This is a genomic window from Kitasatospora sp. NPDC038210 (assembly GCF_055600605.1).
On sequence record NZ_JBVJYK010000065.1, the window covers coordinates 1 to 6869 of the forward strand.

The window sequence follows — 6869 nt, forward strand, 5'->3', positions numbered from 1 at the left end:
CGCACCCGCACCAGCCACTTCACAGCACTTCGCCCCGCCGACCAACCGGTCGGCGGGGCGAAGTGATCAGGACCCGCATTAACCAACAGCGTCCGCCACCGGTCCGGGCCCCCGCCCTACGTCAACGCCCCAGCAGCTCGCCGCCGTTGCAGTGCAGGATCTCACCTGTGATGAACCCGGCCTCGGGCGAGGCGAGGAAGTGCACCGCCGCCGCGACCTCGCCGGTCTCCCCGATCCGGCCGAGCAGGGTGCGGGCCGCCCGCCGGGCCACCTCGGCCTCGTCCAGCCGCGGCCCGAAGAACTCGGTGCCGCTGACCGTCCCGGGCGCGACGATGTTGGCGGTGATGCCCGAGGTGCCCAACTGGGCGGCCAGGAAGTTGTTCCAGGCGTGCAGCGAGGCCTTCGCCGCGCCGTAGGAGCCGGCCCCGCGCAGGGCCGCGATGGAGCTGATGGTGACCACCCGGCCGGAGCCGGGGGTGAGCCGGTCGCGGATCGACTCGGTGAGCAGCACCACGGTCAGCACGTTGCGCTCGAAGTCGCCGCGCCAGCGGGCGAGCAGCGCGTGCGGCCCGCCGCCGACCACGGTCTCGCGGCTGCCGGCGTTGTTGACCAGGACGTCGATCCGCTCGGGCAGTTCGCGCAGCGCGTCCTCCACGGCGTCCGGGTCGGCGAGGTCGCACACCAGCGGGGTGACGTCCGCCCCGAGGTCCGCCGCGGCCTTCTCCAGGACCGCGCGGCGGCGGCCCACGATCACCACGCGGTCACCCGCCTCGGCGAACCGCCGCGCGACTTCGTACCCGATTCCCGTGCCACCGCCGGTGACGACGACGTTCCTGGCCATCTGCGCACTCCCTCCCCAGTTCCGCCGCCGCGCTGCGAGTGTGCGTGGCGGTCCGTACCGGAATGCCACGATTCCTATCACGCTCGGTTGCCGTGACTGCGGGGAGGGTGACGTCCCGCGCGAGAGAAGGTGTGATATGGGCGGGGTACGACGCGCACACGGAGCGTGGCGAGAGGCAGCTCACACCCCCCGGGCGTAACTTCTCGCACCCTGATACGTCTTAGGTTGGTAGTGCGGCAGTTTTTCCGATGGGCGGGGGCACGCTGAACGGCAACGTGTCCCCGCGCTTCCACCGGCTGTCGCCGGCGGGGCTCCGGCGGGCCCCGGGAAGGGTCGTCTTCTCGACGGCCTTCGCGCACGGCGCCGGGGTACTGGCGGGCCAGGGACGCTTTGAGCGGCCGTCTCGGGCTGCGGCCGGCCCCGGAGTCGTGCGCCGTACGGTTCCGTCCCCGCGCGGACCCCTCCGGGGGTGCGGTGCGGGGACGCGGAGGGGCCCGGTCGCTCAGGCAGCGGCCGGGCCCCTTTCAGCTTCCGTCCGGGTCGGTGCCCGGCGTCGGCGTCTTCGCGCGCGTCGTCAGCGACCCTCAAGCGGGACGTAGTCGCGGATCGCGGTGCCGGTGTAGATCTGGCGCGGGCGGCCGATCCGGCTGGTCGGGTCGTTGATCATCTCGTGCCAGTGGGCGATCCAGCCCGGCAGCCGGCCGAGGGCGAACAGCACGGTGAACATGCTGGTCGGGAAGCCCATGGCGCGGTAGATCAGGCCGGTGTAGAAGTCCACGTTCGGGTACAGCTTGCGCGAGATGAAGAAGTCGTCCTTGAGGGCGTGCTCCTCCAGCTTGAGCGCGATGTCCAGGAGCTCGTCGCTCTTGCCGAGCTGGCCGAGGACCTCGTGCGCGAGCAGCTTCACCTGGGCGGCGCGCGGGTCGAACGCCTTGTAGACCCGGTGGCCGAAGCCCATCAGCTTGACGCCGGCTTCCTTGTTCTTGACCTTCGTGATGAAGGCGTCGACGTCGCCGCCGTCCTTCTGGATGCTCTCCAGCATCTCCAGCACGGCCTGGTTGGCGCCGCCGTGCAGCGGGCCCCACAGCGCCGAGATGCCGGCCGAGATCGAGGCGAACAGGTTGGCGTGGCTGGAGCCGACCAGGCGCACGGTGGAGGTCGAGCAGTTCTGCTCGTGGTCCGCGTGCAGGATGAGCAGCTTGTCCAGGGCGTTGACGACGACCGGGTTGAGCTCGTAGTCCTCGGCGGGGACGGCGAACGTCATCCGCAGGAAGTTCTCGACGTAGCTCAGGTCGTTGCGCGGGTAGACGAAGGGCTGGCCCATCGCCTTCTTGTACGCGTACGCGGCGATCGTCGGCAGCTTGGCGAGCAGGCGGACCGTCGACAGGTGGCGCTGGGCCGCGTCGAACGGGTTGTGGCTCTCCGGGTAGAACGTGGACAGCGCGCCGACCACCGAGGACAGCATGGCCATCGGGTGGGCGTCCCGCGGGAAGCCCTGGAAGAAGCGCTTGACGTCCTCGTGCAGCAGGGTGTGCTGGGTGATCTCGCGGTTGAACTCCGCCAGCTGGTCCGCGTTGGGCAGCTCGCCGTTGATCAGGAGGTACGCGGTCTCGATGAAGCCGCCCTGCGAGGCGAGCTGCTCGATCGGGTAGCCGCGGTACCGCAGGATGCCGTTGTCGCCGTCCACGAAGGTGATCGCGGACTTGTACGCGGCGGTGTTACCGAAGCCGTTGTCCAGGGTGACCAGGCCGGTCTGCGGGAGCAGCTTCGAGATGTCGAAGCCGGCGTTGCCCGCAGTGCTCTCGACGACGGGGTACTCGTACTCGCCGTCCTGGTACCGCAGTACTACCGAGTTGTCGCTCACGTCTTCCTCACCGACGAAATGAATCCTCTTCCAAGGTGCCCTGACTGTCTCTACCATCCCCCATCCGGAGGACAGTCGCGCACCCGGGGTGGCCCGGAAGGGCCCGCCCCTACAAAACCTGCCGCCGTAGCCGGTACGAACCGGACAAGATCGGCACCACCCTAGGCTCTGCCGTAAATCTCTTCACGTCAAGAGAACATTAGAGGCAACGATCCTGTTGGATAATCATCCAGAAGCAAGCCGATGATCGAGCGCCGCATGCCGCCGACCTGCACTGACGGCCCGAACGGCCTGTGCGATCGCCTTGCGTGACCCGACCAGTACCACGAGTTTCCTCGCCCTGGTCACAGCGGTGTAGAGCAGGTTTCGCTGGAGCATCGTCCAAGCGGACATAGTGACCGGAATCACCACCACCGGGTACTCGCTGCCCTGCGAGCGGTGGATCGTCACCGCGTACGCGTGGGCCAGCTCGTCGAGTTCGTCGAAGTCGTACACCACCTCCTCGTCCTCGTCGGTGACCACGGTCAACCGCTGGTCGTCCACGCTGAGGGCGGTCACCACTCCCACTGTGCCGTTGAAGACGCCGTTCCGCCCCTTGTCGTAGTTGTTGCGGATCTGGGTCACCTTGTCCCCCACCCGGAACGTCCGCCCGCCGAAACGCCGCTCCGCCACCCCCTCCCGAGCCGGCGTCACCGCCCCCTGCAACAGCGTGTTCAGGTTCCCCGCCCCGGCCGGTCCGCGGTGCATCGGGGCCAGCACCTGGACGTCCCGGCGCGGGTCGAAGCCGAACTTCTGCGGGATCCGCCGCGCCACCACGTCCACCGTCAGCCCGGCCGCCCGCTCCGCGTCGTCCTCGGCGAACAGGAAGAAGTCCGCCAGACCCTCCGTCAGCGGGGGCTTCCCCTCGTTGATCCGGTGCGCGTTGGTCACCACGCCCGACTGCTGCGCCTGCCGGAAGATCCGGGTCAGCCGGACCGACGGGATCGGCCCGCCCTCGGCCAGCATGTCCCGCAGCACCTCCCCGGCGCCCACCGACGGCAGCTGGTCCACGTCCCCCACGAACAGCAGGTGAGCGCCCATCGGCACCGCCTTGACCAGCTTGTTCGCCAGGATCAGGTCCAGCATCGAGGCCTCGTCGACCACCACCAGGTCCGCGTCCAGCGGCCGGTCCCGGTCGAACGCGGCGTCCCCGCCCGGCTTCAGCTCCAGCAGCCGGTGCACCGTCGAGGCCTCCGCCCCGGTCAGCTCCGACAGCCGCTTCGCCGCCCGCCCGGTCGGCGCCGCCAGCACCACCTTCGCCCGCTTCGCCAGGGCCAGCGCCACGATCGACTTCACCGTGAACGACTTGCCGCAGCCCGGACCGCCCGTCAGCACCGCGACCTTCTGCGTCAGCGCCAGCCGCACCGACTGCTCCTGCTCGGGTGCCAACTCGGCCCCCGTCCGCTTCGCCAGCCACTCCAGCGCCACCGGCCAGTCCACGCCCGCGAACCACGGCATCCGGTCCGCGTCCGAACGCAGCAGCCGCAGCAGCTGGTTGGCCAGCGAGATCTCCGCCCGGTGGAACGGCACCAGGTAGACCGCGGTGATCGGCTCGCCCGCATCCCCCGGCACCGTCTCGCGGACCACCCCCTCGGCCGCGACCAGCTCGGCCAGGCAGTCGATCACCAGCCCCACGTCCACCTGCAGCAGCTTCACGCCGTCCGCGATCAGCCGCTCCTCCGGCAGGAAGCAGTGCCCCTGGTCGCTGCTCTGCGACAGCGCGTACTGCAGCCCCGCCTTCACCCGCTCCGGGCTGTCGTGCGGGATGCCCACCGCCTGGGCGATCCGGTCCGCCGTCAGGAATCCGATGCCCCAGACGTCCGACGCCAGCCGGTACGGCTCGTTCTTCACCACGCCGATCGACGCGTCGCCGTACTGCTTGTAGATCCGCACCGCCAGCGAGGTCGACACCCCGACCCCCTGCAGGAAGACCATCACCTCCTTGATGGCCTTCTGCTCCTCCCAGGCCGCCGCGATCTTCTTGGTGCGCTTCGGCCCCAGCCCCGGCACCTCGATCAGCCGGCCCGGCTCGTTCTCGATCACCTCCAGGGTGTCCACACCGAAGCGCTCCACGATCCGCTCGGCGAACCGCGGCCCGATCCCCTTGATCAGCCCCGAGCCCAGGTACCGCCGGATGCCCTGGACCGTGGCCGGCAGCACCGTCGTGTAGTTCTCCACCGTGAACTGCCGCCCGTACTGCGGGTGCGAGCCCCACCGCCCGTGCAGCCGCAGCGACTCCCCGACCTGCGCCCCCAGCAGCGCGCCCACCACGGTCAGCAGGTCGTTCCCGCCCCGGCCGGTGTCGACCCGGGCCACCGTGTAGCCGGTCTCCTCGTTGGCGTAGGTGATCCGCTCCAGCACCCCCTCGACCTGCGCGAGCTGGAACGGCTGCTGTCCCGACTGCGCCTGCTTGCTCACCGGGCCCCCTTCGACCGGTACGGGTGGATCATTCCGCTACGCACGGTACCGCCCGGCCCCGACAAGCCCACAGCCGCGAACGCCCGGATCCCGGGCCGGAAGCCTGCCGTGCAGCGCCATCGCCGAGGTGCCAGGCTGTGAATAGGCAGGGGGACCGTCGACCGCGCCCGCCCGGGCCCGGCCCGTCCGAGGAGCAGTGCCCGACATGCTCAACACCGCCTTCCGCCCCGGCGCCCCCGACTGGCTCGACCTGAGCAGCCCCGACACCCGGGCCTCCGTCGACTTCTACACCGCGCTGTTCGGCTGGACCTTCGACTCGGCCGGCCCCGAGTCGGGCGGCTACGGGTTCTTCCGACTCGACGGCCGGATCGTCGCCGCCCTCGGCCCGCTCACCGACGAGAGCTCCCTGCCGGGCTGGACGCTCTACTTCGCCACCCCCGACGCCGACCGCACCACCGCACTGGTCGAGAAGGCCGGCGGCCGCGTCCGGTTCGCCCCCTTCGACGTCTTCACCTCGGGCCGGATGGCCGGCTACACCGACCCGACCGGCGCCGACTTCGCCGTCTGGCAACCGCACGACACCCGCGGCCTGGACGTCGTCGACGAGGAGGGCAGCCTCTGCTGGGCCGAGTGCCACAGCATCGACGCCGAACTCGCCAAGTCCTTCTACCGCACCGTCTTCGACTGGCAGGAGCAGGACGTCCCGTTCGACGGCTCGATCTACACCGTCCTCACCCCCGCGGGCGGCGGCACCGACGACGCCCACGGCGGCATCGTCCAGCTCGGCCCCCGGCAGACCGCCGCCGGCACCGGCTCGCACTGGCTCCCGTACTTCGAGGTCCCCAACGCGGACGCCAGCCTCGCCATCGCCGGCACCATCGGCGCGACCGTGAAGGTCCCCGCCACCGATGTCCACGGCGTCGGCCGCCTCGCCCAGTTGGTCGACCCGCACGGCGCGGTCTTCGCCGTCATCACCAGTGCCCCGCCCGGGGCGTGACACCGCCTCACCCCGGCCCGACGCCGTCGGGGACCTGCCCACCCCTGATCGGCCCCCAGGAGGGCCGTGAAGGGGCGCTACGGGCGTTGACAGGGACGGGGTGGGAACCGCGGGAAGGCTTCTATTCTCTGATCATGAACGACACGACCGATCTGACGATCCGCCGGGCGACCGGGGCGGACCTCCCGGCCATCGTGGCGATGCTCGCGGACGACCCGCTGGGCGCGACCCGCGAGAGCCCCGACGACCTGACCGCCTACCGCACCGCCTTCGCCCGCATCGAGGGCGACCCGCACCAGCACCTGGTCGTCGCCGACCGCGCCGGCCGGACGGTCGGCACCCTGCAGCTCACCGTCGTGCCGGGCCTCTCCCGACAGGGCTCCACCCGCACGATCATCGAGGCCGTCCGCATCCACGCCGACGAGCGCGGCAACGGGCTGGGCTCCGTCCTGATCGAGTGGGCCGTCGAGCGCTCCCGCGAACTCGGCGCCGACCTCGTCCAGCTCACCTCCGACGCCACCCGCACCGACGCGCACCGCTTCTACGAGCGGCTCGGGTTCGTTCCGTCCCACGTCGGTTTCAAGCTGAAGGTCTGAAAGCGGCCGCCGGACCGGTGTCCGGAAATGCAAAGAACCCCTGATCCGAGTGGATCAGGGGTTCTTTGGAATGATTGTTCGGCGGCGTCCTACTCTCCCACAGGGTCCCCCCTG

The 6869-nt window shown here is 70.5% G+C and carries 5 protein-coding genes; 2 read left to right on the forward strand and 3 right to left on the reverse strand.

The features are described 5' to 3' along the window. Positions 1–121: 121 nt before the first annotated feature. The 3 genes from ACZ7KX_RS42285 to recD2 form a co-directional block, all read right to left on the reverse strand. The gene (locus ACZ7KX_RS42285; protein WP_350521513.1) at positions 122–841 is read right to left on the reverse strand and encodes an SDR family NAD(P)-dependent oxidoreductase; all 720 of its coding nucleotides are present in this window, start codon (positions 839–841) and stop codon (positions 122–124) included. A gap of 574 nt (positions 842–1415) precedes the next feature. Continuing rightward, a complete protein-coding gene (locus tag ACZ7KX_RS42290; RefSeq protein WP_470331277.1) occupies positions 1416–2705 on the reverse strand; it encodes a citrate synthase in 1290 nt (429 codons plus the stop codon). Positions 2706–2930: 225 nt separating this feature from the next. Continuing rightward, positions 2931–5162, reverse strand: a complete 2232-nt coding sequence (recD2, locus tag ACZ7KX_RS42295; RefSeq protein WP_470331278.1) for an SF1B family DNA helicase RecD2 — start codon at positions 5160–5162, stop codon at positions 2931–2933. Positions 5163–5367: 205 nt separating this feature from the next. Between recD2 and ACZ7KX_RS42300 the strand changes: the two genes are divergently transcribed. Together ACZ7KX_RS42300 and ACZ7KX_RS42305 are read left to right on the forward strand one after the other, a co-directional pair. Then, positions 5368–6159 carry a VOC family protein gene (locus ACZ7KX_RS42300; protein WP_470331279.1) on the forward strand — a complete coding sequence of 264 codons (792 nt, stop codon included), beginning with the start codon at positions 5368–5370 and terminating at the stop codon, positions 6157–6159. 134 nt (positions 6160–6293) lie between these two features. Continuing rightward, positions 6294–6755, forward strand: coding sequence for a GNAT family N-acetyltransferase (locus ACZ7KX_RS42305; RefSeq protein ID WP_470331280.1), 462 nt, complete (start codon positions 6294–6296; stop codon positions 6753–6755). The last annotated feature ends 114 nt before the right edge of the window (positions 6756–6869 follow it).

Coding starts and splice junctions, on each gene's coding strand:
- ACZ7KX_RS42285 (WP_350521513.1), bottom strand. CDS start 841: ATGGCCAGGAACGTCGTCGTCACCGGCGGTGGCACGGGAATCGGGTAC.
- ACZ7KX_RS42300 (WP_470331279.1), top strand. CDS start 5,368: ATGCTCAACACCGCCTTCCGCCCCGGCGCCCCCGACTGGCTCGACCTG.
- ACZ7KX_RS42305 (WP_470331280.1), top strand. CDS start 6,294: ATGAACGACACGACCGATCTGACGATCCGCCGGGCGACCGGGGCGGAC.